Annotated in this window: 16 protein-coding genes; 6 read left to right on the plus strand and 10 right to left on the minus strand. The window is 66.7% G+C overall.

Annotated features, from left to right (window positions below):
• Positions 1 to 119 precede the first annotated feature (119 nt).
• The 3 genes from ACX9OW_RS13395 to ACX9OW_RS13405 all read left to right on the plus strand — a co-directional run bounded on the left by ACX9OW_RS13395 (position 120) and on the right by ACX9OW_RS13405 (position 5942).
• Positions 120 to 3113, plus strand: a complete 2994-nt coding sequence (locus ACX9OW_RS13395) for a TonB-dependent receptor (RefSeq protein ID WP_445394059.1) — start codon at positions 120 to 122, stop codon at positions 3111 to 3113.
• 122 nt (positions 3114 to 3235) lie between these two features.
• Positions 3236 to 4252 carry a cupin-like domain-containing protein gene (locus ACX9OW_RS13400; RefSeq protein ID WP_065174396.1) on the plus strand — a complete coding sequence of 339 codons (1017 nt, stop codon included), beginning with the start codon at positions 3236 to 3238 and terminating at the stop codon, positions 4250 to 4252.
• A 115-nt stretch (positions 4253 to 4367) separates the two neighbouring features.
• Complete coding sequence (locus ACX9OW_RS13405) at positions 4368 to 5942, plus strand: sensor domain-containing diguanylate cyclase (RefSeq protein ID WP_459062385.1); 1575 nt, start codon at positions 4368 to 4370, stop codon at positions 5940 to 5942.
• Between the two features lie 17 nt (positions 5943 to 5959).
• Here the strand turns inward: ACX9OW_RS13405 and aceK are convergent, their stop codons facing one another.
• The 10 genes from aceK to ACX9OW_RS13455 all read right to left on the minus strand — a co-directional run bounded on the left by aceK (position 5960) and on the right by ACX9OW_RS13455 (position 16649).
• Positions 5960 to 7690, minus strand: coding sequence for a bifunctional isocitrate dehydrogenase kinase/phosphatase (gene aceK / locus ACX9OW_RS13410; RefSeq protein WP_459062386.1), 1731 nt, complete (start codon positions 7688 to 7690; stop codon positions 5960 to 5962).
• Between the two features lie 92 nt (positions 7691 to 7782).
• Positions 7783 to 8142 carry a hypothetical protein gene (locus tag ACX9OW_RS13415; protein WP_111186564.1) on the minus strand — a complete coding sequence of 120 codons (360 nt, stop codon included), beginning with the start codon at positions 8140 to 8142 and terminating at the stop codon, positions 7783 to 7785.
• Positions 8143 to 8195: 53 nt separating this feature from the next.
• Positions 8196 to 8612, minus strand: a complete 417-nt coding sequence (locus ACX9OW_RS13420; protein ID WP_065181544.1) for a roadblock/LC7 domain-containing protein — start codon at positions 8610 to 8612, stop codon at positions 8196 to 8198.
• The gene (locus tag ACX9OW_RS13425; RefSeq protein WP_065174394.1) at positions 8605 to 9153 is read right to left on the minus strand and encodes a GTP-binding protein; all 549 of its coding nucleotides are present in this window, start codon (positions 9151 to 9153) and stop codon (positions 8605 to 8607) included. Before ACX9OW_RS13425 ends, ACX9OW_RS13420 begins: the two co-directional genes overlap by 8 nt.
• The gene (locus tag ACX9OW_RS13430) at positions 9146 to 10111 is read right to left on the minus strand and encodes a hypothetical protein (protein WP_053515628.1); all 966 of its coding nucleotides are present in this window, start codon (positions 10109 to 10111) and stop codon (positions 9146 to 9148) included. Before ACX9OW_RS13430 ends, ACX9OW_RS13425 begins: the two co-directional genes overlap by 8 nt.
• A 308-nt stretch (positions 10112 to 10419) precedes the next feature.
• Positions 10420 to 12642: an NADP-dependent isocitrate dehydrogenase gene (locus ACX9OW_RS13435; RefSeq protein WP_065174392.1), complete on the minus strand. Its 2223-nt coding sequence runs from the start codon at positions 12640 to 12642 to the stop codon at positions 10420 to 10422.
• Between the two features lie 296 nt (positions 12643 to 12938).
• Positions 12939 to 13445 (minus strand): hypothetical protein, encoded by a 507-nt coding sequence (locus ACX9OW_RS13440; protein ID WP_053515624.1) that lies wholly within the window; start codon positions 13443 to 13445, stop codon positions 12939 to 12941.
• Between the two features lie 47 nt (positions 13446 to 13492).
• Positions 13493 to 13786: a LysM peptidoglycan-binding domain-containing protein gene (locus ACX9OW_RS13445; protein WP_053515622.1), complete on the minus strand. Its 294-nt coding sequence runs from the start codon at positions 13784 to 13786 to the stop codon at positions 13493 to 13495.
• Between the two features lie 183 nt (positions 13787 to 13969).
• Entirely contained in the window at positions 13970 to 14788 is an 819-nt protein-coding gene (gene queF, locus ACX9OW_RS13450; RefSeq protein WP_053515757.1) for an NADPH-dependent 7-cyano-7-deazaguanine reductase QueF, read from the minus strand.
• 541 nt (positions 14789 to 15329) lie between these two features.
• The gene (locus ACX9OW_RS13455; RefSeq protein ID WP_053515620.1) at positions 15330 to 16649 is read right to left on the minus strand and encodes a M20 family metallopeptidase; all 1320 of its coding nucleotides are present in this window, start codon (positions 16647 to 16649) and stop codon (positions 15330 to 15332) included.
• A 185-nt stretch (positions 16650 to 16834) separates the two neighbouring features.
• Between ACX9OW_RS13455 and ACX9OW_RS13460 the strand changes: the two genes are divergently transcribed.
• From ACX9OW_RS13460 to ACX9OW_RS13470, 3 genes are all read left to right on the plus strand, one after another.
• Positions 16835 to 18076: an efflux RND transporter periplasmic adaptor subunit gene (locus ACX9OW_RS13460; RefSeq protein ID WP_459062387.1), complete on the plus strand. Its 1242-nt coding sequence runs from the start codon at positions 16835 to 16837 to the stop codon at positions 18074 to 18076.
• Between the two features lie 74 nt (positions 18077 to 18150).
• Complete coding sequence (locus ACX9OW_RS13465; RefSeq protein ID WP_459062388.1) at positions 18151 to 21384, plus strand: efflux RND transporter permease subunit; 3234 nt, start codon at positions 18151 to 18153, stop codon at positions 21382 to 21384.
• A 31-nt stretch (positions 21385 to 21415) separates the two neighbouring features.
• On the plus strand, positions 21416 to 24538 hold the full coding sequence (locus ACX9OW_RS13470; protein ID WP_459062389.1) for an efflux RND transporter permease subunit: 3123 nt from the start codon (positions 21416 to 21418) through the stop codon (positions 24536 to 24538).
• Positions 24539 to 24705: the final 167 nt, after the last annotated feature.

The raw sequence follows: 24705 nt of genomic DNA on the forward strand, positions 1-24705 counted from the left end.
CTTCATGGCAGTTTGTTGACAACGCTGTCAAGCGTCGCTCCAATCCGGGCCACATGCAGTAGTCCGTGATTGAACGAAGCAGGATCGCCATTACCGAATTCCCTGGGGAGGGAGCTTCCATGAAGACGTACAAGGCAGTACCTCGCAAGACGATGCTCACTTCCGCGCTGCTGGCTGCGCTGGCCGCCCCGGCATGGGCACAGGACGCACCCGCCACCAACGAACCAGTCGATCCGACCACGCTCGATGCGGTGCAGGTCACCGGTATCCGCGGCAGCCTGACCTCATCGATGAACCTCAAGCGCGACAGCCAGGGCGTGGTTGACGGCATCGTCGCCGAGGACATCGGCAAGTTCCCGGACACCAACCTGGCCGAATCATTGCAGCGCATCAGCGGTGTTTCCATCGACCGCACCTCCAGCGGCGAAGGGTCCAAGGTGACCGTGCGCGGCATTGGTCCGGACTACAACCTGGTGCTGCTGAACGGGCGGCAGATGCCGGCGTCGAATCTGGGCAACGGCGGCGGCGGCCTGTCCGGCTCGCGCTCGTTCGACTTCGCCAACCTCGCTTCCGAGTCGATCTCTGCGGTGGAGGTATACAAGACCAGCCGCGCCGACAATCCTGCCGGTGGCATCGGTGCCACCATCAACATCAAGACGCTGCGGCCGCTGGAGTCCGAACCGGTGATCAGCCTTGGTCTGAAGGCGGTCAACGATTCGTCCAACGACAACCTGCCGCGGACCCTGCGCGGCTCCAACGTCACCGGCGAGCTCTCGGGCATCTTCAGCCAGCGCTACGCCGACGATCGCTTCGGCGTGACGTTCAGTGCCAGCCACCAGGAACGTGATTCCGGCTTCAACCAGGCCACCGTGGCCGAGGGCTGGGCCACGTTCAAGGGCGACGAGAGCGCGGACTGGCGGGCACTGCCGCTGCCGGGCCAGGGGTATTCCGACCGCATCACCAACCGCCCCGGCCCCGACGACGTCTACGCGCGTCCGCAGAACACCGCCTACAACGTCAATGGCGTGCAGCGGCAGCGCACCAACGCGCAGGCGACGTTCCAGTGGAAGCCGGCCGACAATGTCACCACCACGCTGGACTACACCTATGTCGAGAACAAGGTGCAGCAGCAGCGCAGCGAGCTGTCGGTCTGGTTCAACTATGGTCCGGGCGACAGCATCTGGACCAACGGCCCGGTGTCCGCGCCGATCATCTACAGCGAGGACATGACCAATTCGGACGTGTCGATGGGCGGCGCCAAACTGGCCACCAAGACCGACATGCACTCGCTGGGCTTCAACGTCGACTGGGAAGTGAACGACGCGCTGGACCTGTCCTTCGATGTGCACAACGCCGAGTCGGAATCGCGGCCGGACAGTCCCTATGGCTCGGCGGGCGTGCTCGGCGTGGCCGCCTTCGTGCGTGGCACCACCACCGTCGACTACAGCGGCGACCTGCCGATCATCAACATCGCACTGCCGCCGGGCGGCGTGCAGGCCTCCGACGCACTGGTCACCGGCTCGGTGTTCCAGAACAGCTACAACAAGTCCAAGGTGCAGCAGTACCAGGGCCGCGGCACGTTCCGCTTCGCCGACTATTCGGCGCTGGACTTCGGCGTGGGCCACACCCAGGTGGAGAACCGCTCTGCCTCAGCCATCATGCAGCGCAACAGCTGGGGCGGTCTGGGCTCTCCGGCCGACTACGCCGATGACATCTGGTACGCCGACAACATGGGCAAGTACTTCAAAGCATTCTCCGGCCACAACGATCCGCGCCTGACCGGCCAGTTCCTGGTGTTCGACTTCGACCGCCTGATCGATCGGGCGGCCCAGGTCGGCACCGATTCCGATCCGGCCTGCCCGAGCTGCTACTACGCACCGACGGAGTACTCCGAGGACATCCGCACCACCGAGAAGTCGAAGAGTGCCTACCTGCAGTACCGCACCACGTTGGATTGGTCGATGCCACTGCACGTGGCCGTCGGCGCGCGCTACGAGCAGACCGAGGTGGAGTCGAATGCGCTGGTGCGCGTACCGACCGGCATCAGCTGGAGTTCGGCCAACGAGTTCAACATCGACTACGCCGCCGATCGCGGCTTCGTCGGTGGCAAGGGCAAGTACGACTACGTGCTGCCGAACGTTGATCTGAAACTGGACCTGGCCGAGACGCTGGCGCTGCGCGGCAGCTACAGCCGCACCCTGGGCCGGCCGAGCTGGACGCAGATCCAGAGCGGTCAGTCGCTGGCCGACATCGTGCGCACCCAGGGCGGCACCGGCACCCGCGGCAATCCGGGTCTGGAGCCGCTGATCTCGGACAACTTCGATCTGTCGCTGGAGTGGTACTACGGCGAGGCCAGCTATGCCTCCGTGGGCTTCTTCCGCAAGAACATCAAGAACTTCATCAGCGACACCATCGTGCGCGAGAACGCCGGCACCCTGCATACGCCGGTCGGTGGCGCGTACTGGAACGAGGCACTGGCATCGGGCTGCGGCACCACCGACATGCCCTGCATCCGCGACTACATCTTCACCAACCATGCCGGGGATCCCGGCGTAACCTATACCGGGCGCAATTCGGCCGGGCAGATGACCGGCACCATCATCGGCCAGCCCAACGACCCGGTGGCCGGTTTCGACATCACGGTACCGGCCAACCAGCACTCGGATCACCTCGACGGCTGGGAAGTGGCGGTGCAGCACCTGTTCGGCCAGTCCGGCTTCGGCGTGGCCGCGAACTACACCAAGGTGAAGTCGGGGCTGACGTTCAACAACCTCAGCCTGGGCGACCAGTACCCGATGATCGGCCTGAGCGATTCGGCCAACGTGGTCGCGTTCTACGACAAGAACGCCTGGCAGATCCGCGCGGCCTACAACTGGCGCGACAAGTTCCTCAACGGCATCGGTGGCCAGGGCCCGAACCCGAACTACACTGCCGCGTACGGTCAGCTCGATCTCAACATCAGCTACGCGGTCAGCGAACAGCTGACGCTGAGCCTGGAAGCAATCAACCTGACCGACGAGACCATGCGCACCTATTCGCGGCACACCAACATGCTGCGTTATGCCACCCAGACCGGTCCGCGCTACATGTTCGGCGTCCGCTACAAGTTCTGACCGGCGCCGGAGGCCTCGTGGGCCGGGTTCATGCCCGGCCCACGCCGCACGGGTGCATGATGCGCGGACCCAAGGCCGCCGGGCACGGGCCCGGCCCTCCATCACGCCCAGGATGTCCACGCATGCTGCCCCACCCCCGACCCATCGATGACGTGCGGGACCTGGACCCGGATGAGCTGCCGGCCCGGCTGCACACCTGGACCACGCCGAAGGTGATCCGCGGGCTGGTCGCGCACTGGCCCCTGGTCGCGGCCGCGCGCCGCTCGCCTGCGGAGGCGGTTGCGCACCTGGCCGCGTTCGACCACGGGCAGATGCCGGTGACCGCGACCACGGCAGCACCCGACGCCGGCGGCCGGCTGTTCTACAACGCGGACATGAGCGGCTTCAACTTCCGCCGCGAGCAGGTACCGTTGAAAGTGGTGCTGGCCACGCTGCTGAAGTACGCCACCGATCCGGCGCCGCCATCGATCTACGTGGCATCGACGACGCTGGACAGCTTTCTGCCCGGCTTCACCCGGGCCAATCCGCTGCAGCTGGGCGTGGACGAACCTCTCAGCAGCATCTGGATCGGCAACCGCTCGCGCATTGCCGCCCATCAGGACGTACCGGACAACCTGGCATGCGTGGCGGCCGGGCGCCGCCGGGTGACGCTGTTCCCACCGGACCAGATCGACAACCTGTACATCGGCCCGCTCGATTTCACTCCCGCAGGGCAGGCGATCAGCCTGGTCGATTTCCACGCACCGGACCTTGATCGCTTTCCGCGCTTCCCGCAGGCGCTGCAGCAGGCGCTGGTGGCCGAACTTGAACCGGGCGATGCGGTCTTCATCCCTTCACTGTGGTGGCACCACATGGAAGGTCTGGAAACATTCAATGTGCTGGTCAACACCTGGTGGCGGCCGGTGCCGGCCTGGATGGACTCGCCGATGAATGCCCTGATGCTGTCGATCCTGGCCCTGCGCGGATTGCCTGCGGCACAGCGCGCGCAGTGGCGCGCGATGTTCGACCACTATGTGTTCGCCGACAGCGAGGCAGCGACCGCACACATCCCGATGCAGGCGCAGGGTGTGCTGGGAACGCTCGACGCAGCGGCGGCCGCGCACGTGCGCCAGACCCTGCTGCGCCGCCTGCAGCGCTGAGGCCGCCGGTCGCGCCGGGCTTCACCCGCGCCGACGCCGTTTCTGGCGATAATGCTGCCTGCATTCCGCCTGCGCCTGCCCGCATTGCGGTCCCCCCCGCCCCATCCTGCTCCGCATGCGCCTGATTTCGCCCCGCCTCAACCTGGGCAAGCTGATCCTGGCCCTCGCCCTGCTCAGCGCCATCATCGCCCTGGCCAATACACTGCTGGCCAGCTACCGCGTGCAACGCGACCAGCTGGTCGGCAACACGCTGGAGGCCAACCGCGTCTATGCCAGCAAGCTGGCCGAGACGACCCAGAACTTCCTGCTGTCCGCCCAGCAGCAGTTGGCCTACAGCGCGACCCGGCTGGGCGAGGCGGACATGGATCCACGCCAGGCGCAGGGCGAAGCCAGCCGCCTGCAGCTGCAGTCGAGCAGCTTCAACTCCTCGCTGGTCGTGGATGCCGATGGCCTGGTGATCGCCACCTCGCCCCAGACGCTGCAGCTGCAGGGCGAGATCCTGCACAGCGCGGGCAACAATGCGGCACTGGCCTCCCGTCAGCCGATGATCAGCGATCCCTACCAGTCGGCCACCGGCAAGCTGCTGGTCTCACTGTCGCATCCGATTTTCGACGGCCAGGGCCGGTACCGCGGCTATATCAGCGGCACCCTGTACCTGCGCCAGCGCAGCGCGCTGCATACGCTGCTGGGTACGCATTACTATCGCGACGGCTCGTATCTGTATGTGGTCGACCGCCATGGCCGCCTGCTGTACCACGTCGAAGGCGAGCGGGTGGGCGACTATGTGGTCGGCAATCCGGCGGTGACGGCGGTGATCCACGGTGAGCGGGGAGCGCAGCAGGTGCGCAACAACCGCGGTGTATCGATGCTGGCCGGCTATGCCCCGGTCGCTGTCACCGGCTGGGGCATCGTCGCCCAGCGGCCCACCGAAGCCACCCTGCAGCCACTGTCGCGGCTGATGTCGGCGGTGATCTGGAACGCGATCCCGCTGGGTGTGTTGTCACTGGTGATCACCTGGTGGTTCGCCCGGCGCATTTCGCTGCCGCTGTGGCAGCTGGCGCGCAACGTGCAGGCCGGCGAGGACACCGGCAACGCGATCAGCCATGTCAACGGCATCCGCGCCTGGTACTTCGAGGTTGCCCAGCTCAAGCATGCGGTGCTGCACAGTTTCAACGCACTGCAGGACCGGATCGGCACGCTCAACCGCGCCAGCCGCACCGATCCGATGACCGGTCTGTTGAATCGTCGCGGGCTGCAGCATGCGCTGGATGCGCTGCAGGCGCAGGGCATTCCCTTCGCGATCCTGGCGCTGGACATTGATCGCTTCAAATCGATCAACGACGGCCATGGGCATGACGTCGGTGATGCCGTCATCGTCCATATCGCCGAGCAGATGCGCCGCCACTCGCGCGAGAGCGATCTGTTGTGCCGCGCTGGCGGCGAGGAGTTCCTGCTGCTGTTGCCGGGTATCGGTACCGAGCCTGCGCGCCAGGCCGCCGAGCGCCTGCGCCAGCACATCGCCGATCACCCCTACGCACCGGTCGGCACGATCACGGTGTCGCTGGGCGTGGCCCATTTCCCCAGCTTCCATGCCGATGCCGAGCAGGCCCTGCGCCTGGCCGACAAGGCCCTGTACCTGGCCAAGGAACAGGGGCGCAACCGGGTAATCGTCTACCCCCACGCAGACTGAAGCGCAGGCGCGCGGGGCTACGCCAGCCGGTGGCTGGCGGCATAGGGCGGCGTGTCCGGATAGTCGCCACTGGCGAAGCGGGCCTGCAGGGCCTGCCACCAGCCGGGATCGAACAGGTGCCGATAGTGCTCACGCACGGCCGCCAGTTCGCCGGCCGGCAATCCCATGAAGGGGCCGAAGCGTTCGGGGAACACATCGCGCGGGCCAACGTGGAACCAGGGCTCGTCGGCCATCGCCTCTTCCGGCGAGCTCGGCTGCGGCCAGGCACGGAACATACAGTCGCTGACCAGGCACAGTTCGTCGTAATCGTAGAAGACCGCGCGGCCGTGACGTGAAACACCGAAATTCTTCGGCAGCATGTCACCGGGGAAAATGTTGTTGCGCGCCATGTCGGTGATCGCCTGCGCGTAGTCGAGCACCGCAGCGCGCACCGGCTCTGCGCCCTGCTCGCGCAGGTACAGGTTCAACGGGCGGAAACGGCGCTGCACGTAGCACAGCGCCACTTCCACTTCGTCGCCATCGACGCGGATGCTCTGCGCGCACTGGCCCAGCAGTTCGTCAAGCAGCGCCGGCGCAAAGCGGTCGCGCGGGAAGCGCAGGTGCCGATAGGGTTGCGCGTCCAGCAGGCGGCCGACACGGTCCAGGTTGAACACCAGCGCGTACTTCTCTTCCACCTGCTGCCGTGACATCGCCTTCGGCCAGGCGAAACGATCGCGGATGAGTTTGAACACGAGCGGGTAACTGGGCAGGGTGAACACGGCCATGACCATGCCGGGGGTGCCTTCGGCGTGGACCAGGCGCTCGTGTGGATGTTCATTGAAATGGCGGAAGAAGGTGCGGTAGCGCTCGGTCTTGCCCTGCTTGGCACGGCCCAGCACGGTGTAGATTTCGTCGATCGGCTTGCCCGGCAGCAGGCTGCGCAGGAACACCACGGCGTCGCCGACGGTGGCCAGGTCGGCCTGGAAATAGCTGCGCGACACGCCGAACAGGTGGGCGACATCGCGGCGACGGGTCAGCACTGCATCGGCACGCAGGCCCTGTTCGTCGTTGACCAGCGCGATCACGCAGGGCGAGAAGCGATGCTCGCCGAAGACGCGCCCTACCAGATAGGCGCGACGCTCGCGGTAGAACACGGTATCCAGCAGTTCGATGCTGCGTACCGGCGTATCGCCCCAGTGCGCAAGATCATCCTGCAGCCGTACGGCGATGGCGGCGGCACAGCGCAGCTGGTGCGCATAGGGAACATCGAAGCGATAGTCAGCCAGCACCCGCTGCAGCGCCTCCACCGGGCGCGTCGGCGAGACCGCATAGGTGTGGCGGGCGACCGGATGGGTGATCGCATCGGACGGCTCGACATCGAAGGCGATGAACTCCACCGCCGGGTCGACGCCGCGAGTGGCGAACAACCGCCGCGACAGCGTGTTGTAGAACGTCTTGTACAGCTCGGCGTCGATCAGCCCCTGCAGCAGGGCGCTGTAGGCGCCGTGCACCTGCAGCCACAGCGAGCGCTCGCCGATCGCCTCGCCGGCAAGCCGGCGCAGTGCATCCATCTGCTCGGCGATGCACAGGTCGTACAGGGCGATGCGCTCGACGGCGTCCTGGCGAGCACCGCTCCAGTCGCGCTGCTCGAAGCGCTGCCGCGCGCGGGCGGTGATCGCCGCGAAGCGGGCATGGTACTGCTCGAATCCATCGCGGATGGCGCCGGCGACGCGCGGCGCCAGCTCGGCAGCGATGTCAGGCGTGGACATGCAGGGCTCACCGGAGAAGATGGCTCAACCATACGCCGGCGTGGGGTGGAATGTGTAGAGCCGGGCCATGCCCGGCTCCAACAAGCATCGGCTCAGATGGCCAGCTCGGCCTCCACTTCCTGCACCTTGCGCCGGGCCAATGCCAGATTGGATTTGCTACGGTCCAGCACGATGTAGAAGAACAGGCCCTTCTTCCTGGCCACCGGGCGCATGATGTGGTACGCCCTGCCCAGCGAGATCAGGATGTCCTCGATGCTGTCGTTGAGGTTGAGCGACGCTGCGGTTTTCATCTTCGCGCGGATCACTTCGGTGTTGCCGGCTGCCGCCACTTCCATGTCCATCCCCGCACCGGCTTCGCCCAGCAGCATGCCGCTTTCATAGTCGACCAGCGCCACGGCCTGCGCGCCATCGATACCCATCAGTGCATTCAACGATTCAGTCAATCCAGACACGTTGCACCCCTTGTCGGTGTAGGTTCGAGCCCCTCGTTCCCCTGCGGCCGGGCTCACGGTCCGCCGAGTTCGGCCAGGATCGCCTGGCCACATTCCCTGCTCTGCCACAGCACCTGGCCGATCACGCTGCGCTGGTCGCAGGCTGCCATCAGCAGCAGCGGCGCACGCCCTTCACCGTGAATGGCCAGCATCAGCACCTTGCCGCCCGCGGCTTCCAGCATCAGCGTCTGCAGGTCTCCCAGGACCAGCTCGCGCCCTACTGCTGCCGCCAACGCCAGCATTGCGCTGGTCATCGCGGCCAGGCGTTCACCACGCCCTTCGGCACCGGCGCTGACCAGCGCGAAGCCATCGACACTGGCCAGCACCACGGTGCGCACCCCTTCCACCCGGTGCTGCAGGTCCTGCAGCAACGGCTGCAGGCGTTCGCGCTGGCGTGCATCGGGCAGCAGTGCGGCCTGTCCGTCAGCCATGCGCGGTCACCAGCGCGTACGCTTCGATCTCGCTCATCAGCACATCCATCAGCAACAGCCCCTGTTCGCGGTCGCGCGCATCCAGCGGCAGCAGCGGCAGCGGTTGGCCGTCGATCTGCGCATGTGCTGCCCAGTGTTCCATCGCGGCCGCCGGTGCCTGGTCCAGATGGGTCACCGCCACCACCAGTGCCAGCGCCGGTCCGAACGGCCGCAGCACCTGCAGGTAGCCGTCCAGTTCGGCAGCCACGCCGGCACGTCGGCCATCCAGCAGCAGCACCGCGCCGCGCGCGCCCTGCAGCAGGATCGGCCACAGGAAATCAAAACGTTGCTGACCCGGCGTACCGTACAGGCGGAGACGCTCGCCATTGGGCAGATCGATGTCGGCGTAGTCGAGCGCCACCGTGGTCGATGCCTTGTCGGCGCCAAGCCGATCGCTGTTGGCGACGTCGGTGTCCACCACCGTGCCGGCGGCGATGCTGCGCACCAGCGTCGACTTGCCGCTGCCCATGCCACCCAGCACGACCACCTTGTGCTCACGCATTGCGTTCGCTCCCGCGCAGGTGGCGCCACAGCCGGGCCAATAGCCCGCTGTCGTTGCCCGTGCCGCGCATGACCGTCACCGTCGCCGCAGGCGCCGGTTGCAGCTGCGCATAGCCACACAGATAAGCGGCGTGCACGAAATCGCGTACTGCAGCCTGCGGAAGGTCGAGCAGCACGGCACACTCGTCCACCGTACAGGCGCGCTTGAGCAGCAGCGAGCACAGGCGGAAGCCATCGTGATCGTGGCCCAGTACGCGGAAGTCAGGCCAGCGCAGCAGTTTCACCGAGGCGACGCGCAGGCGCTCGTCCAGGGCCTGCCAATGCGGGCTGCGCTGCGCCCACTGCCACAGCAACGGGCGCAATGGCTGCCGGGTGCGATCTGCCGCCTGGGCCTGCAGCTGCGCTGCTGTCAGCGCATCGAGCCAGAGCTGTTCGAACCCCCGCGCAAGGCGTTCGACCAATGCCACGACGGGCTCGTGCAGTGCGATGGCCTGGTCCTGCTCCAGGTCCAGCAGCAGCAGGGGCGCAGCGGCATCCCCCAGCAGCGCGTATCCCTGCCGCAGTGGCAAGCGCTCGCGCAGCAGGCGGGTGATCGCGTGTGCACCATCGGCCAGGCGGATCGGCGCGGGCACGTGTGGAATTACGGGTTCCGGTGGGCGCTGCATGCCACGCAGTGCGCGGCCGATGGCGCCGTCATCGAGCACACGCTGCTGGCCATCGCCGTCGCGCAGCTGGCCACCGGGATCTTCGATCCAGCACTGCAGGCGGGGCCGCTGCTGGCGCATGCGCAGGGCCGCGTTGCGCAATGCGGGCGTATCGCGGATGACCAGCAGATCACAGTCGTCCAGATCCTGGCTGCGGCGGATCTGGCCGTCAGGCAGGGCCGAAGCGATGCGCAGGCGCCTGAGCAGGGCCTGCTCTCCCTGGATATCGGTTCCCACTACCAGCACGCGTGCCATCCGTGTTCCCCGTGCGACCGCCTCCCCGGCGATCTCGCGTCGCCAAGGCTAGGTCATCGCCCGCGGCATCCGTCGTGATCGACCGCTCAGATTGACAGTGCCCGCGCCTACGCACGCATCGGTTCTGCGACGGCCATCGCGGGCAAGTTTCATGCCGTGTTGACGACATTCCGACAGCTGACGAAAGTCACGTTTTCATCGCTTGGGGTCAGATCCCTTTTGCATGGCAAAAGGGGATCTGACCCCGGAGCCAAAAAGAAACCCGCGCCGAAGCGCGGGTTCCGGGGTCACGACCGAACGGCGATGGATCAACCGCGCAGCTGCTCCAGCGCGGCGTTGAAGGTCGCGCTCGGGCGCATCGCCTTGCTGGCCTTTTCCACGTCCGGACGGTAGTAGCCGCCGATGTCCACGGCCTTGCCCTGCACTGCGATCAGCTCTTCGACGATCTTCTGCTCGTTGTCGGTCAGGGCCTTGGCCAGCGGGGCGAAGCGTGCCTTCAGTGCGGCGTCCTCGTCCTGCGCGGCCAGGGCCTGCGCCCAGTACAGCGCGATGTAGAAGTGGCTGCCACGGTTGTCGATGCCACCGAGCTTGCGCGAAGGCGACTTGTCGTTGTCCAGGAACTGGCCGTTGGCTTCGTCCAGCGCCTTGGCCAGCACACGGGCTGCTGCATTGTCGTAGCGGTTGCCCAGATGCTCCAGCGACGCTGCCAGCGCCAGGAACTCACCGAGCGAATCCCAACGCAGGTAGTCCTCTTCAACGAACTGCTGTACATGCTTGGGAGCCGAGCCGCCGGCACCGGTCTCGAACAGGCCACCACCGGCCATCAACGGCACGATCGACAGCATCTTGGCGCTGGTGCCCAGCTCCATGATCGGGAACAGGTCGGTCAGGTAGTCACGCAGCACGTTGCCGGTCACCGAGATGGTGTCTTCGCCCTTGCGGATGCGGGCCAGCGAGAACGCGGTGGCTTCCACCGGCGGCAGGATGCGGATGTCCAGGCCGGCGGTGTCGTGGTTCTTCAGGTACTGCTCGACCTTGGCAATGACCTGCGCGTCATGGGCGCGGGCAGCGTCCAGCCAGAACACGGCGGGGGTGCTGCTGAGGCGCGCGCGCTCGACCGCCAGCTTGACCCAGTCCTGGATCGGGGCGTCCTTGGTCTGGCACATGCGCCAGATGTCACCGGCCTCCACCGCGTGCTCGAACACCACGCTGCCCGCGTCATCGGTGACCTTGACCACGCCGTCGGCGGCGATCTGGAAGGTCTTGTCGTGCGAGCCGTACTCTTCGGCCTTCTGCGCCATCAGGCCGACGTTCGGCACCGAGCCCATGGTGGCCGGGTCGAAGGCGCCGTGCGCCTTGCAGTCGTCGATGACGGCCTGGTAGACGCCGGCATAGCAGCGGTCCGGGATGACCGCCTTGGTGTCCTGCAGCTTGCCTTCGGCATTCCACATCTTGCCGGAGTCGCGGATCATCGCCGGCATCGAGGCGTCGACGATCACGTCGCTCGGCACGTGCAGGTTGGTGATGCCCTTGTCCGAGTTGACCATCGCCAGGCCCGGGCGCTGCGCGTACTCGGCCTTCAGGTCGGCTTCGATGGCGGCGCGGGTGGCCTCCGGCAGCGACGGCAGGCGCGCGACCAGGTCTCCGATGCCGTTGTTGGCATCGAAACCGGCCTGCCGGATGGCGTCGGCGTGCTTGGCCAGCACGTCCTTGTAGAACTCTTCCACGACCACGCCGAACATGATCGGGTCGGAGACCTTCATCATGGTCGCCTTCAGGTGCAGCGAGAACAGCACGCCCTGGCTCTTGGCATCGGCGATCTGCGCGTCGATGAAGGCAGCCAGCGCCTTGCGGCTCATCACGGCGGCATCAACGATCTCACCGGCCTTGACCGCGGTCTTTTCCTTCAGCACGACGGTGCTGCCGTCATTGCCATGGAAGGTGATCTTCAGGGTGCCGGCGTTGGCGAGGGTTGCCGACTTTTCGCTGCCATAGAAGTCGCCCGCGTCCATGTGCGAGACGTGCGACTTCGAATCGGCGGACCAGGCGCCCATGCGATGCGGATGCTTGCGGGCATAGTTCTTCACCGACAGCGGCGCGCGACGGTCGGAGTTGCCTTCGCGCAGCACCGGATTCACCGCGCTGCCCTTGACCTTGTCGTAGCGCGCCTTGTAGTCGCGCTGCTGGTCGTCGGCCGGCGTTTCCGGGTAGTCCGGCAAAGGATAGCCCTGGTCCTGCAGCTCCTTGATGGCCGCCTTCAGCTGCGGCACCGAGGCGGAGATGTTGGGCAGCTTGATGATGTTGGCGTCCGGCGTGGTCGCCAGCTGGCCCAGCTCGGCCAGGTCGTCACTGACCTTCTGCTCCTCGCCCAGCAGTTCCGGGAACTGCGAAAGAATGCGCCCGGACAGCGAGATGTCGCGGGTTTCCACCACGATGCCAGCGGTGGCGGTGTAGGCATCGACGATCGGCAGCAGCGACTGGGTGGCCAGGAACGGGGCTTCGTCGGTCAGCGTGTAGAGAATCTTGGACATGGGGGACTTGGACTCTGTAGCAGTGCTCAGGGAAAGCCCGGCGGCAGCGCCGGACCACGTGCAACCGTGTCTCGCGCGGGGCCTGGCCCCACGCTTTCCCCCGTCGCCGTCAGGGTGGGCGCGCGGCGGGGAAACCCCTGCATTGTCGCGTTTTCAGCCGCGCGGGGCAAAGCCGCGCCATACGCGCCGGTACTGCAACGCAGTGATTCACCCGGCTGGGGGTGTCACGCAAAAAAAAAGACGCAGCCTCGCGGCTGCGTCCATCGTGAGCCCTGCCGGGAGAGAGTCGGCAGGACTTACTTGACCTCGAACTCCTGCGGCGTTCCGGCCGCCTTACCATCAACCATGACTTCGGCGCGGTACTTGCCGGCCGGCCAGCCATTGGCATTCTTGAAGGTGATGTTGGTGGTCTCGGCACCGCTGGTGTTCAGCGTGGCATTCTGCTCGCCGGCGACCTGACCGTCCTGGAAGGTCAGCTTGGCGCCGACGTTGACGTTGTTGGCAGCACCGTCGGTGCGGACCGACACGATCACATCGTCCTTCGGCGCGAACAGTGCTGCCGGAGCGACGGACTTGTCCGCTGCCGCCGTCTTGCCGACGGAGACGGAGGAGACGGCTACTGCCGCCTCAGACATCGGCGGCGGCGCGCCGGTCATCGGTGCCGGGGCCGTTTCGGCCGGGGCGGTGGCAGCGGGCGCTGCATTGCTGTCGGTCGACTCTTCCTTCTTCTTGCAACCCACCAGGGCGACGCTGCCCAACAGGGCGGTCAGCAGGGCGGTCTGGAGCGGCGTGGTCTTGATCATTCGGTGTTCCTCCCAGGATTGTCGGATGGCGTGCGGGCGCGGCCGGCTTACTTCGGTGGCAGTTTCAGGGTCTGGCCAGGGAAAATCTTGTCCGGGTCATCGAGCACGTCCCGGTTGGCTTCGAAGATCTTCTTCCAGGCATTGGCATCGCCAAGATGCGCCTTGGCGATCTTCGACAGCGAGTCCCCCTTCTGCACGGTGTAGGTGCCGCCGCTGACCACCTCGGCGGTGCTGTCCACCGAGCCGCTGACGCCGGAGAAGTCCGCCTTCGGTGCCTGCTGGGCGGTACTGTCGACGCTGGCGCTGACGCCGGAGAAATCAGCTTTCTTCTCGGTACTCATCCACAACTCCCGTCTGCATGACTACGTGGTTCGCACGGTGCCATGGCGGTTGTTAAATGGGGATGGTGCAGATGTGAAGCCGCCCCCCGGGGGGCTGAACAATCGGGAGATGGACACCCCCTGCCCGCTGCTCCACCGGTAGCGCCGGGCCATGCCCGGCGCTACCGTAACCGCCTGCGGCGGTTACTGGCGCAGCTCGCGGTAGGTCGCGGCCGGGGCCGCGATGCCGGGGCTGGCGCGCCATGGATTGATGTCGAGGCCGCCGCGACGCGTGTAGCGCGCTTCCACTTCCAGCCACTGCGGCCGGCAGCGCGCGGAGACCTCGCTGAAGATCCGCTCCACGCACTGCTCGTGGAATTCCGCGTGCTCGCGGTAGCTCACCAGATAGCGCAGCAGGCCGGCCCGGTCGATCTTCGGCCCCCGATAGCGCAGGCTGACCGTGGCCCAGTCCGGCTGGCCGGTAACCGGGCAGTTGGATTTCAGCAGCGCGGAGACCAAGGTCTCCTCCACCGGCTGCGCAGCGTCGGCCGAGAGGAAGTCCGCCTGCGGGGGGCCGTAGCAGTCGATCTCCAGGTCCAGGCCGTCGATGGATTCGCCCAGCGGTACCGGGCGCAGTTCGGGCAGGCCGAACGCCACCTGCACGGGTGCGCCGGCACAGGCTGACAGATCGTCGACAAGACGCGCATGCAGTGCCTCGGCACTGTCGATGCGGCTGCTGTTGAGGGAATTCAGGTACAGCTTGAACGACTTCGATTCGATCAGGCACGGCGAGGTGCAGGGCACCTGCACGGTGGCGACGGCCACCTGCGGCTTGCCACGCGGGTCGAGCCAGCTCAGCTCGAACGCATGCCAGCGATCATGGCCGACGAACGGCAGCGCGGTGTCGTCGAGGCCGATCTCGGCGCGGGCGGCGCGGCGGGGGATGGGAAACAGCAGGCCGGGATCGTACTGCGACGGGTAACTGACCTCGCGACCGAGGCTGGAATCCTGGGGGGTGTTCATGGGGCCATTGTATCGCGACGCGGCTGGGCCTCCGGCCGGGCCGGCCAACGGCGGAGCCCCTCCGTGGTGGTTTTGTCGGTTGGTCGTGGAAGGCGGTCTATCGGCTTGGCCGGGTGGGTAGGCGGGTCGGGGGACGCCGTAAACCCGTCCTTGGGGGCTTGGCCGCGGCATCCATGCCGCGGACACCCCCGCCCCGCCTACCCACCCGGCCCCTGACAGTTCCCTGCACGCAGCCACCACCACGGGAAAGATCAGAAAAATCAAAATCAAAAGCCAATCCTTCAGACATTCCCGATGTCTGCCTGTGTCGACCAAGGTCGACACCTACCAACAGCCGCGTGAACCTGTCGGGGCCGGGGCGGTGTGGGCCTGCAGGACCGTTGGCGCCATGGATGGCGCCATCGAGCCCCCATGGACGGGTTTACGGCGTGTCCTGCAGGCCCACACCGCCCCGCCCAACCAACAGAAATCCAGCACCGCTTTTGCCGTTGACGTTGCCGTTGCTTCAGGGGTGCAGGGCTGCAAGCCCTGCCGGAAACCCTCACCCTGCCGGAGTGCCGGCACCGTGCAGGTAATCCAGGCTCACCTGCAGCAACGCACGCAGTCCCACGTCCAGCGCCTTCTCATCCAGCAGGAACTTCGGCGAATGATTGGCCGGTGCCGTCGCCGGATCGATGCCCACGCTGGTGGAGCCGACGAAGAAGAACATCCCCGGCACCTCCTTGGCATACAGCGAGAAGTCCTCCGCGCCCATCTGCAGGGGCGGTTCGTACACGTTGTCCTTGCCCACCACCGCCTGCAGGCTCGGCAGCATGCGCGCCGTCAGCGCCGGATCGTTGACCGTGGCTGGGTTGCCTTCTGATTCGTAGATGTCGGTGACCGCCTTTGCCCCGTGCGCGGCCGCAGTGTGCTCTGCGACGTTGCGCAGGTCGGCGAAGATCTGCTGGCGCATGCCCTCGTCGAACGTGCGGATGGTGCCGACCATCTCCACCTCGTCCGGAATGATGTTGTAGCGGATGCCGCCGTTGATCGCACCGAAGGTGAGCACCGCCGGCTGCTTGGACAGATTCGCGCGACGGCTGACGATGGTCTGCGCGGTACCGACCAGATCGGCCGTGGCAACGATCGGGTCGACACCGTTCCACGGCGCGGAGCCATGCGTCTGGCGACCGATCACCTTGATGCCGAAGCGGTCCGAGGCGGCCATCAGCGGACCGCCACGCACGGCGATCTGACCGGCCTGCACGCTGGAGAACACATGCAGGCCGAACACGGCTTCCGGCTTGAAGTCGGCGAACAGGCCCTCCTTCAGCATCAGCGCGGCACCGCCTTCTTCCGGCGGCGGCGCGCCCTCCTCTGCCGGCTGGAAGATCAGCATGACCTGACCCGGCAGGTCCTTCTTCATTGCCACCAGCGCCTCGGCCACACCCAGCAGGGTGGCGGTATGGGCATCATGGCCGCAGGCATGCATCACGCCCACCGTCTGCCCGCGGTACTGGTCGGTCGCCTTCGAGGCGAACGGCAGGCCGGTCTGTTCGGTCACCGGCAGCGCGTCCATGTCGGCGCGCAGGGCGATCTTCGGACCCGGCCTGCCGCCTTCGATGATCGCCACCACGCCATGATGGGCAATGCCGGTCTTCGGCTTCAGGCCCATTGCGCGCAGGTGCTTGGCGACCTCGGCCGAGGTCCGTACTTCGCGGTTGGACAGCTCCGGATGCTGGTGGAAATCACGGCGCCACTCCACCACTTTGGCCTGCAGCCGCTGTGCGGCCGCGGTCACCTCGGGACGCTGCCCGTCCTGGGCATGGGCAAGGGCCGGCAGGGCCAGGATCAGGGCGGACAGCAACAACGAACGGCGCATCTCGGTACTCCACGGCAGGGTTCTGCACCTGAATGTAGGGCAACGCTGCCTTTACGGGAACCTCCGCGGCCGGTCCCGGTCCTAGCGCCCGTCCCATCCGTCATGCAGGAAACGTGATGTGGCACAGGTATGCTTTGCGCATTGCCCACCGGGCCCCGCCCGTCCAGCCCTCTTGGAGTCCTTGAATGTCACGTGTTTGGAAGATCGTGCTGCTGGTCGTGGCGGTACTGGTGCTGGCCGTGGTGGGCCTGCGCATGCTGGGCGGTGGCAAGGACAAGGCCGGCAGGCCCGGCGTCGCCGCCGGCCAAGGTGGCGATGACGCCGATGCCGCACCGGTACCGGTGACCGTGGTCGACGCCGTGCGCCAGGACGTGCCCGTCTACGCCAGTGCGCTCGGTACGGTCACCGCGATGAATACCGTCACGGTCAGCCCTCAGGTCGGCGGCCAGCTGATGAGCCTGAACTTCCGCGAAGGCCAGGAAGTGGAGCAGGGCGACGTGCTGGCGGTGATCGACCCACGTACCGCCCAGGCCAGCTATGACCAGGCCGCTGCCGCCAAGCGCCAGAACGAGGCGCTGCTGGCGACCGCGCGCTCCAACTACCAGCGCTCCAATGCCCCCGAGTACCGCCAGTACGTCGCCAAGACCGATCTGGATACACAACGCAACCAAGTGGCACAGTACGAAAGCGCAGTGGCCGCCAACGAGGCGAGCATGCGCTCGGCGCAGGTGCAGCTGCAGTACACCAAGGTCACTGCGCCGATCTCCGGCATCGCCGGCATCCGTGCAGTCGATGCCGGCAACGTGGTCAACGCGGGCACCGCCCTGGTCACCCTGACCCAGATCCACCCGATCCACGTGCTGTTCAACCTGCCCGAACGCCAGCTCGGCGATGTGCGCCAGGCACAGGCGGCCGGCAGCGTTCCGGTGGCCGCGCTGGACCGTGCCGATTCGCACGTGTTGTCCGGCGACGGCAAGCTCGATGTGGTCGACAACCTGATCAGCGCCGACAGCGGCACCTTCAAGGCACGCGCGGTGTTCGACAATGCGGACAACGGCCTGTGGCCCGGCCAGTTCGTCAATGTGCGCATGCAGCTGCGCACCATCGGCGGCGGCGTGGTGATTCCGACCCAGGCCGTGCTGCGTGGCCCGGACGGCGAGTATGTCTACGTCGTGCAGGGCGACAACACGGTGAAGATGCAGACCGTGCGCAGCGGCGTGGAAGTGGGCGACAGCCACGTGCAGATCGCCGAGGGCCTGAAGGGCGGCGAGCGGGTGGTCAGTGAAGGCCAGTTCCGCCTGAAGCCCGGCAGCAAGGTCACGGCCCTGAAGCCCGGTGAGACCCCGGCTGCACCCACCGAGGCCGAATTGAAGGCCGCCGAACAGAAGAGTGGCGGCGCAGGCCGCCGCGGTGGTGGCCCGCGCTGAGCGCAGGCCACCGATTCCTTTCGCGCCGGCATCGACGCCGGCGCTGCCATTGAAGCGCCAGCAAGGATCAGTCCGTGGGCTTTTCGACGATCTTCATCCGCCGCCCGATCGCCACCTCGCTGCTGATGGCGGGCCTGTTGCTGCTGGGCATTCTCGGTTATCGCAAGCTGCCGGTGTCGGCACTGCCGGAAATCGATGCGCCCAGCCTGGTGGTCACCACCCAGTACCCGGGTGCCAATGCCACCACGATGGCCTCGCTGGTCACCACCCCGCTGGAGCGGCAGTTCGGCCAGATCTCCGGCCTGGACCTGATGACGTCCGATTCGTCGGCCGGGCTGTCGACGATCATCCTGCAGTTCTCGATGGACCGCGACATCGATATCGCCGCGCAGGACGTGCAGGCGGCGATCCGCCAGGCCACCCTGCCCTCGTCGCTGCCCTACCAGCCGGTCTACAACCGGGTGAACCCCGCCGATGCGGCCATCGTCACCCTGAAGCTCACCTCGGACACGCGCCCGCTGCGGGAGGTCAACAACTACGCCGATTCGATCCTGGCCCAGCGCCTGTCGCAGGTGCAGGGCGTGGGCCTGGTGTCGATCGCCGGCAATGTCCGCCCGGCGGTGCGCATCCAGGTCAATCCGGCGCAGCTGTCGAACATGGGCCTGACCCTGGAAGAACTGCGCAGCGCGCTCACCCAGGCCAACGTCAATGCGCCGAAGGGCTCGCTGAACGGCAAGACGCAGTCCTACAGCATCGGCACCAATGACCAGCTGTCCAGTGCCGCCGAATACCGCGACACCATCATCAGCTACAAGAACGGCCGCCCGGTGCGGCTGTCGGACGTGGCCGCGGTGGTGGACGGCGTGGAGAACGACCAGCTGGCCGCATGGGCCGACGGCAAGCCGGCTGTCCTTCTCGAAGTGCGCCGCCAGCCGGGCGCCAACATCGTGCAGACCGTCGAGCGCATCCGCGCGATCCTGCCGCAGTTGCAGGGCGTGCTGCCGGCCGACGTGCATCTGGAGATCTTCAACGACCGTACCGAGACCATCCGCGCCTCCGTGCACGAAGTGCAGTTCACCCTGGTACTGACCATCGGCCTGGTCGTGGCGGTGATCTTCGTGTTCCTGCGCCGCCTGTGGGCCACGATCATTCCTTCGGTGGCGGTACCGTTGTCGCTGGCCGGCACGTTCGCGGTGATGGCGTTCACCGGCATGTCGCTGGACAACCTTTCGCTGATGGCACTGGTGGTCGCCACCGGCTTCGTTGTCGACGATGCCATCGTCATGATCGAGAACATCGTCCGTTACATCGAGCAGGGCAAGAGCGGCAAGGAAGCGGCCGAGATCGGTGCGCGCCAGATCGGCTTCACCGTGCTGTCGCTGACGGTATCGCTGGTGGCAGTGTTCCTGCCGCTGCTGCTGATGCCCGGCGTCACCGGCCGCCTGTTCCATGAGTTCGCCTGGGTGCTGAGCATCGCGGTCGTGCTGTCGATGCTGATCTCGCTGACGCTCACCCCGATGATGTGCGCCTACCTGCTCAAGCCCGACGCGCTGCCGGAAGGCGAGGACGCGCATGAACGTGCGCACGCGGCCGGCAAGCAGACCGTGTGGAGCCGCACCGTCGGCCTGTATGAGCGCAGCCTGGACTGGGTGCTGGACCACCAGCGCCTGACCCTGGCCGTGGCCGGCGGCGCCCTTGTGCTGACCGTTCTGCTGTACGTGCTGATTCCCAAGGGCCTGCTGCCCGAGCAGGACACCGGCCTGATCACCGGCGTGGTGCAGGCCGACCAGAACATCGCGTTCCCGCAGATGGAGCAGCGCACCAGGCAGGTGGCCGAAGCGCTGCGCAAGGATCCGGATGTGACTGGCGTGTCGGCTTTCATCGGCGCTGGCAGCATGAACCCCACGCTCAACCAGGGCCAGTTGTCGATCGTGCTGAAGGAGCGCAGCCAGCGTGATGGGCTGGACCGGATCCTGCCGCGCCTGCAGGAGGCCGTCGCCGGGATTCCCGGCGTAGCGTTGTATCTGAAGCCGGTGCAGGACGTCACCCTCGACACCCGCGTGGCCGCGACCGAGTACCAGTACTCCCTGTCGGACGTGGACGCGGCCACCGTCGCCACCCAGGCCACGCGCCTGACCGAGGCCCTGCGCCAGCGGCCGGAGCTGGCCGACGTGGACAACAACCTGTCCAACCAGGGCCGTGCCCTGCAGCTGACGATCGATCGTGACAAGGCCAGCGTGCTGGGCGTGCCGATGCAGACCATCGACGACACGCTCTACGATGCGTTCGGCCAGCGCCAGATCTCAACCATCTTCACCGAGCTCAACCAGTACCGCGTGGTGCTGGAAGTGGCACCGGAGTTCCGCACCAGCACCGCGTTGATGGAGCAGCTGGCGGTGGCCTCCAACGGTGCTGGCGCGCTGACCGGCACCAACGCCACCAGCTTCGGCCAGGTCACCTCCTCCAACTCCTCCACGGCCACCGGCATCGGCGCGCAGAACACCGGCATCACGGTCGGTGCCGGCAGCATCATTCCGTTGTCGGCGCTGGCCGAAGGCCAGGTGACCAGCGCGCCGCTGGTGGTCAGCCACCAGCAGCAGCTGCCGGCCGTGACCGTCTCGTTCAACGTCGCGCCGGGCTATTCGCTGTCCGAAGCGGTACGCGCGATCCAGGAGACCAAGGACAGTCTGGACATGCCGGCGCACCTGCATGCCGAGTTCATCGGCAAGGCCGCCGAGTTCACCGGCAGCCAGACCGATGTGGTGTGGCTGCTGCTGGCCTCGCTGGTGGTCATCTACATCGTGCTGGGCGTGCTGTACGAGAGCTACATCCATCCGATCACGATCATCTCGACCCTGCCGCCGGCAGGCGTCGGCGCGCTGCTGGCGCTGATGCTGTGTGGCCTGAGCCTGTCGGTGGACGGCATCGTCGGCATCGTGCTGCTGATCGGCATCGTCAAGAAGAACGGCATCATGATGGTGGACTTCGCGATCGAAGCACGCCGCGCTGGTGCCAACGCGCATGAAGCGATCCGCCGCGCCTGCCTGCTGCGCTTCCGCCCGATCATGATGACCACGGCTGCGGCCATGCTCGGCGCGCTGCCACTCGCGCTGGGTACCGGCATCGGCTCGGAACTGCGCCGTCCGCTGGGCATCGCCATCGTCGGCGGCCTGCTGCTCTCGCAGCTGGTGACGCTGTACACCACGCCGGTGATCTACCTGTACATGGAGCGCTTCTCCGAGTGGCTGGCGCGCCGCCGCGAGCAACGCGCACTGCGCGAGGGCACGCTGCAGGAGCCGCAGGCATGACCCCTGCCCCGCTGCTGCGGGGGGCCGCGCGATGAACCTGTCCGGCCCCTTCATCCGCCGCCCGATCGGTACCGCCCTGCTGGCCATCGGCCTGTTCATGGTGGGTCTGATCTGCTACCTGAGGCTGGGTGTATCGGCACTGCCGAACATCCAGATTCCGGTGATCTTCGTGCACGCCAGCCAGGCCGGTGCCGACGCGGCGACGATGGCCTCCACGGTCACCGCACCACTGGAGCGTCATCTGGGCCAGCTGCCGGGCATCGACCGCATGCGCTCGTCGAGCTCGGAAGGCAGCTCGCTGGTGTTCATGATCTTCCAGAGCGACCGTGACATCGATTCGGCGGCGCTGGACGTGCAGACCGCGATCAATTCCGCGCAGGCCGATCTGCCCTCGGGCATGGGCTCGCCGATGTACCAGAAGGCGAATCCGAACGACGACCCGGTGATCGCCATCGCACTGACCTCGCAGACGCAGTCGGCCGATGAGCTGTACAACGTGGCCGACTCGCTGCTGGCCCAGCGCATCCGCCAGATCAGCGGCGTGGCCTCGGTGGACATCGCCGGCGCGTCGACGCCGGCAGTGCGCGTGGACGTCAACCTGCGGCTGATGAACGCGCTGGGCCTGACCGCCGACGACCTGCGCAACGCGGTGCGCGCGGCCAATGTGACCTCGCCGACCGGCTTCCTCAGCGATGGCAACTCCACCACCGCGATCATTACCAACGATTCGGTGGCCCGCGCTGCGGACTTCGCCAACCTGGTGGTGAAGACCGAAGGCGACGGCCGGGTGATCCGCCTGAAGGACGTCGCCAACGTCTACGACGGCCAGCAGGACGCCTACCAGGCGGCATGGTTCGACCACAAGCCCGCGGTGGTCATGTATGTGTTCACCCGCGCCGGCGCCAACATCGTGGAGACCGTCGACCGGGTGAAGGCGCAGATCCCGACGCTGCGTGACTACCTGCAGCCGGGAACCACGATGACGCCATACTTCGACCGCACGCCGACGATCCGCTCGTCGCTGCACGAAGTGCAGATCACCCTGCTGATCAGCCTGGCGATGGTGGTGCTGACCATGGCGCTGTTCCTGCGCCGGCTTGCCCCGACCCTGATCGCGGCCGTGACGGTGCCGCTGTCGCTGGCCGGCGCCGCACTGGTGATGTATGCGCTGGGCTTCACCCTGAACAACCTGAGCCTGCTGGCGCTGGTGATCGCGATCGGCTTCGTGGTGGACGATGCGATCGTGGTGATCGAGAACATCATGCGCCACCTCGACGAAGGCATGCCGCGCCTGCAGGCAGCGTTCACCGGCGCACGCGAGATCGGCTTCACCATCGTCTCGATCACCGCCTCGCTGGTTGCGGTGTTCATCCCGCTGCTGTTCGCCAGCGGCATGATGGGCGCGTTCTTCCGTGAGTTCACCGTCACCCTGGTGGCGGCGATCGTGGTCTCGATGATCGTCTCGCTGACGCTGACGCCGGCGCTGTGCAGCCGGTTCCTCAGTGCGCACGACCATCGCGCGTCACCCTCGCGCCTGGGCCGCTGGCTGGACGCCGGCCACGAACGCATGCTGCGCATCTACACGGTGTTCCTCGATTTCTCCCTGCGCCACGCGTTGCTGCTCTCGCTCACGCCGCTGATCCTGATCGGCGTGACCGTCTTCCTGTTCGGCGCGGTGAAGAAGGGCGCCTTCCCGCCACAGGACACCGGGCTCATCTGGGGCCGTGCCAACTCCAGCGCGACCGTGTCCTTCGAGGACATGGTCAACCGCCAACGCCGCATCACCGACATGCTGATGGCCGACCCGGCGGTGAAGACCGTCGGCGTGCGCCTGGGCAGTGGCCGCCAGGGTTCCAGCGCGCAGTTCAATGTCGAACTGAAGTCACGCAAGGAAGGCCGCCGCGAGACCACCGCGCACGCACTGGCGCGACTGAGCGCCAAGGCCGACCGCTATCCCGACCTGCAGCTGCGGCTGCGCGCCATCCAGGATCTGCCCAGCAACGACGGCGGCGGCTCCAGCCAGGGCGCGCAGTACCGCATCTCGCTGCAGGGCAACGATCTGGCGGCGCTGCAGGAGTGGTTGCCGAAGCTGCAGGCGGAACTGAAGAAGAATCCCAAGCTGCGCGATGTCGGCACCGACGTGGACAACGCCGGCCTGCGCCAGAACATCGTGATCGACCGCGCCAAGGCCGCGCGACTGGGCGTCTCGGTCGGTGCCATCGACGGTGCGCTGTACGGTGCATTCGGCCAGCGCCAGATCTCGACGATCTACTCGGACATCAACCAGTACAGCGTCGTGGTCAATGCCCTGCCTTCGCAGACGGCGACCCCCACCGCACTGGACGAGGTCCATGTGCGCGCAGGCAATGGCGAGATGGTGCCGATCACTGCGGTGGCCACCCAGGTACCGGGGCTGGCGCCTTCGCAGATCACGCATGAGAACCAGTACACGACGATGGACCTGAGCTACAACCTCGCCCCCGGCGTCAGCATGGGCGAGGCAAAGGCGATCATCGATGCGACCGTGGCCGGCATGCGCATGCCGGGCGACATCCGCCTGGCCGACGATGCGGGCTTTGGCTTCAATTCCGATCCCAGCGACATGCTGATCCTGGTATTGGCGGCGATCCTGACCGTGTACCTGGTGCTGGGCATGCTGTACGAAAGCCTGATCCACCCGGTAACCATCCTGTCCACGCTGCCGGCGGCAGGCGTAGGCGCGCTGCTGGCCCTGTTCGGTACCAACACCGAGCTGTCGGTCATCTCGATGATCGCGCTGGTGCTGCTGATCGGCATCGTCAAGAAGAACGCGATCATGATGATCGACTTCGCGCTGGTGGCGCAGCGCGAGCACGGACTGACCCCGCGCGAGGCCGCACGCGAGGCCAGCATCGTCCGCTTCCGGCCGATCATGATGACCACGATGGTGGCCATCCTGGCTGCGGTTCCGCTGGCAATCGGCCTGGGCGAAGGGTCGGAGCTGCGCCGGCCGCTGGGCATCGCGATGATCGGGGGCCTGCTGTTCTCGCAGAGTCTGACCCTGCTCAGCACGCCGGCCCTTTACGTGATCTTCTCCTGCCTGGCCGAGCGTTGGCGGGCGCGGCGCGCGCGCAGGCGCGAGGCGAAACTGCTCAAGCGCGCGCAGCGCGCCTAGCCTCGGTAGCGCCGGGCCACGCCCGGCGCGCCGCTACCACCCGGGCGACGCTCACGGTTTGACGCGCTGTAACGAAAAGAGAACAATTCGCAACCAGCCATGGTCCTGCGCCCCTGCGGCGCCCCGCTCCCAGTTCACGGACAGCCTGCGTGATCCCAGCCACTGCC

This window comes from Stenotrophomonas genospecies 5 (assembly GCF_054473825.1).

Coding starts and splice junctions, on each gene's coding strand:
- ACX9OW_RS13395 (WP_445394059.1), top strand. CDS start 120: ATGAAGACGTACAAGGCAGTACCTCGCAAGACGATGCTCACTTCCGCG.
- ACX9OW_RS13400 (WP_065174396.1), top strand. CDS start 3,236: ATGCTGCCCCACCCCCGACCCATCGATGACGTGCGGGACCTGGACCCG.
- ACX9OW_RS13405 (WP_459062385.1), top strand. CDS start 4,368: ATGCGCCTGATTTCGCCCCGCCTCAACCTGGGCAAGCTGATCCTGGCC.
- aceK (WP_459062386.1), bottom strand. CDS start 7,690: ATGTCCACGCCTGACATCGCTGCCGAGCTGGCGCCGCGCGTCGCCGGC.
- ACX9OW_RS13420 (WP_065181544.1), bottom strand. CDS start 8,612: ATGGCTGACGGACAGGCCGCACTGCTGCCCGATGCACGCCAGCGCGAA.
- ACX9OW_RS13425 (WP_065174394.1), bottom strand. CDS start 9,153: ATGCGTGAGCACAAGGTGGTCGTGCTGGGTGGCATGGGCAGCGGCAAG.
- ACX9OW_RS13430 (WP_053515628.1), bottom strand. CDS start 10,111: ATGGCACGCGTGCTGGTAGTGGGAACCGATATCCAGGGAGAGCAGGCC.
- ACX9OW_RS13435 (WP_065174392.1), bottom strand. CDS start 12,642: ATGTCCAAGATTCTCTACACGCTGACCGACGAAGCCCCGTTCCTGGCC.
- ACX9OW_RS13440 (WP_053515624.1), bottom strand. CDS start 13,445: ATGATCAAGACCACGCCGCTCCAGACCGCCCTGCTGACCGCCCTGTTG.
- ACX9OW_RS13445 (WP_053515622.1), bottom strand. CDS start 13,786: ATGAGTACCGAGAAGAAAGCTGATTTCTCCGGCGTCAGCGCCAGCGTC.
- queF (WP_053515757.1), bottom strand. CDS start 14,788: ATGAACACCCCCCAGGATTCCAGCCTCGGTCGCGAGGTCAGTTACCCG.
- ACX9OW_RS13455 (WP_053515620.1), bottom strand. CDS start 16,649: ATGCGCCGTTCGTTGTTGCTGTCCGCCCTGATCCTGGCCCTGCCGGCC.
- ACX9OW_RS13460 (WP_459062387.1), top strand. CDS start 16,835: ATGTCACGTGTTTGGAAGATCGTGCTGCTGGTCGTGGCGGTACTGGTG.
- ACX9OW_RS13470 (WP_459062389.1), top strand. CDS start 21,416: ATGAACCTGTCCGGCCCCTTCATCCGCCGCCCGATCGGTACCGCCCTG.